Raw genomic sequence first — 3,248 nt, forward strand, 5'->3', positions numbered from 1 at the left:
AATCCGGCGCTCGCACTTGGGAGATTTTAGCTTCCTTGGCGGCTACGGCTGCCCAATCTGACGACTCCTTTATTGACCTCGTTGCCCAGGCCATGCCTTGGCAGGCTTCGACCTGAGTGAGCATCGCTAAACAGATACTCCCGATATCGGGACAAGGGGAGCCATGTCTTCAAAGTCCCTCTGCCAGCCCCCCTTTGAAAGGGGGGTAGAGGGGATGGAGAGGGATTGAGGGTGAAGGCGACAGGCGATCGAACCTCAGATCGATTTGTCAACAGATCGGTTAAGATTGTGAAGAAATCTATCGTTCTGTTAACAGCGCACCGTCTGGACGCTTTTTATGTCTCTCCCAATTCGCAACGTTGCAATCATCGCCCACGTCGATCACGGCAAAACAACACTGGTTGACGCCCTACTCAAACAATCCGGCATCTTCCGCGAAGGGGAGGACGTACCGGACTGCGTGATGGACTCGAACGACCTAGAACGGGAACGGGGCATCACCATTCTGTCGAAAAACACGGCAGTTCGCTACAAAGATACTCTCATTAATATTGTCGATACCCCCGGACACGCCGACTTCGGTGGAGAAGTCGAACGAGTTTTAGGCATGGTAGACGGCTGCATCCTCATCGTCGATGCCAACGAGGGGCCGATGCCGCAAACCCGTTTCGTCTTGAAAAAAGCCTTAGAAAAAGGTTTGCGTCCGATCGTCGTCGTCAACAAGATCGATCGCGGCAAAACCGATCCTTACGGTGCCGTCGATAAAGTCCTCGACCTGTTCATCGACCTCGGTGCAGACGACGACCAATGTGATTTTCCCTATCTCTTCGCCTCTGGATTATCGGGATTTGCCAAAGAAGATCCCGACGACGACAGCGAAGATATGCAGCCCTTGTTCGAGGCGATTTTACGGAACGTTCCGCCGCCGATTGGCGACCCCGAAAAACCGCTACAACTGCAAGTGACCACCCTCGACTATTCCGATTACTTAGGTCGCATCGTCATCGGCCGCGTCCACAACGGTACGATTCGCGCCGGACAGCAAGCGGCGTTACTCAAAGAAGACGGCAGTACCGTCAAATCCAAAATTAGCAAACTGATGGGATTTGAAGGACTGGCGCGCGTGGAACTCGAAGAAGCCACCGCCGGAACGATCGTCGCCGTGGCTGGGTTTGACGATGCCAACATTGGCGAAACGATCGCCTGTCCCGACGAACCCAAAGCCTTACCGCTGATTCGTGTAGACGAACCCACTTTACAGATGATGTTCTTGGTGAACGATTCCCCGTTCGCCGGACAGGAAGGACAGTTTGTGACCTCCCGTCAACTGCGCGATCGCCTGATGCGAGAACTGGAAACTAACGTCGCCCTCCGTGTAGACGAAACCGACTCCCCCGACAAGTTCGCTGTCTCTGGACGCGGGGAGTTGCACTTGGGTATTCTCATCGAAACTATGCGTCGGGAAGGATACGAATTCCAAGTGTCCCAGCCGCAGGTGATTTTCCGCGAAGTCAACGGCCAGCCTTACGAACCGTTCGAGTTGTTGGTGTTGGACGTTCCCGAAGAAGCGGTTGGCGGTTGCATGGAACGCCTCGGCGAACGCAAAGGCGAAATGCAGGATATGCGGATGGGAAGCGGTCGTTCTCAGTTGGAATTTGTGGTTCCGGCGCGGGGTTTGATCGGGTTCCGAGGTGAATTCATGCGCCTGACGCGGGGTGACGGCATCATGAACCACAGTTTCCTCGAGTATCGTTCGATGTCGGGAGACGTAGAAACTCGCCGCAACGGGGTCATCATCGCTTTTGAGGAAGGGGTGGCCACGTTCTACGCCTTGAAAAACGGCGAAGATCGCGGTGTGTTCTTTATTACGCCGGGAACGAAGGTGTACAAGGGCATGATTGTGGGTGAAAACAACCGCCCGCAAGACCTCGACCTCAACGTTTGTAAGACGAAGCAACTGACGAACCACCGTTCTTCGACGGGTGACGAGTTGGTGCAGTTGCAAGCCCCTGCGGAGATGACGTTGGAACGGGCGTTGGAGTATATCACTTCGGAAGAGTTGGTGGAAGTGACGCCGGAATCGATTCGCTTGCGGAAGATGCCTGCGAAGAAGTTGGCGCGTCGTTAAGATATAGCCATATCAAATGATTCGCGGCAACATCCCATTTCGGTAAATTGCTGTATAAGATCCCCGGCATCTTGGAGATGCCGGGGATCTGGGGTATCTGGAGAGGTGGTGAGGCGTGAAAATTTACACTTAAATGTTGGGTTTCGCTGGAACTCCACCCAGCCTACTGAGAAAAGATGCGATCGCTCGTCAAATCCAAGCCTTCAAACGTCGGCGATTCCAGTTTTTCTGACCCCTGAAACTCTCGAGGTTCGTACAGTCCCTCAACCCATTCTAAAACCGTAATTTTCGAGGCGATCGCATCGAAAATCCAATATTCAGGAATTTGCAACGCAGCGTATTCAGAACGCTTGTATCGATAATCCTCTTCAGGATTTCCAGGGCTGACGATTTCCACGACCAGCATCGGCGGTTCTTCGAGAATCGCAGAAGGAAGATTTCGTAACCCTTGAAGTTGCGCGTTCGTGATAATCACTAAATCTGGAATTCTCGATTTTTGAACGCCCGTTCTCACACCAATAGTTCCAGGGCGAACGAACCAATCGCGATGTGTTTTTTGAATTTCTTGTTTGAAAACATCTTGTAAAAAATCGAGGATATCCGCGTGTAAACCGCTGGCGGGAGGCATTTCAACCAAGTATCCGTTAACGAATTCGCATTTTATATCGCGATTTATGGAATGCGATCGATACTCTTCAAAACTATATTTTTTGGGAATCGTTACAGTCATATCAAAACTCTCCATTTATTTTTCTCGCTCTCTGGATCTTTGACTGTTTCATAGATTTCTCTAAAATTTTCTTTAAACTGATAAACTTTTCAAAAACGTTTTGACTGTTTGTAAACGATCTATGGCTTTTCTAATTCGTCTTTGTTTGATTTTTTTGATGTTTAAGCAAAAACCATTTGGCTCCTTTGATTTTACTTTAAACTTCACCTGCTTTCGGATTTTATACAAATTGTCATTTACGGCTTTAATAACGCCAATTCAAGTTTGAAATGCAACGGTCTCCGATCCCTGACTATAAAATACCTCAGAAGGGGTTCGATAGTCAAGAGATTTTCGAGGACGATCGTTGAGTAAATCTACTGCTTTTTTTACCGCATCCGGTGACAAGAT

2 protein-coding genes and 1 pseudogene are annotated in these 3,248 nt (G+C 49.9%); 1 reads left to right on the forward strand and 2 read right to left on the reverse strand.

Annotated features, from left to right (window positions below):
- Positions 1-337: 337 nt before the first annotated feature.
- Positions 338-2,128 carry a translational GTPase TypA gene (gene typA, locus POG22_RS13730; RefSeq protein WP_063719251.1) on the forward strand — a complete coding sequence of 597 codons (1,791 nt, stop codon included), beginning with the start codon at positions 338-340 and terminating at the stop codon, positions 2,126-2,128.
- A 163-nt stretch (positions 2,129-2,291) separates the two neighbouring features.
- On the opposite strand, the gene POG22_RS13735 is transcribed toward typA, so the two are convergent.
- Together POG22_RS13735 and POG22_RS13740 are read right to left on the reverse strand one after the other, a co-directional pair.
- Positions 2,292-2,858 carry a Uma2 family endonuclease gene (locus POG22_RS13735; protein ID WP_498905862.1) on the reverse strand — a complete coding sequence of 189 codons (567 nt, stop codon included), beginning with the start codon at positions 2,856-2,858 and terminating at the stop codon, positions 2,292-2,294.
- 258 nt (positions 2,859-3,116) lie between these two features.
- Positions 3,117-3,248: pseudogene (locus POG22_RS13740) on the reverse strand (IS30 family transposase); the annotation flags it as partial.

It is taken from the genome of Geitlerinema sp. CS-897 (assembly GCF_028368005.1).
Taxonomy (GTDB): Bacteria; Cyanobacteriota; Cyanobacteriia; order Cyanobacteriales; family Geitlerinemataceae; genus Baaleninema; species Baaleninema simplex.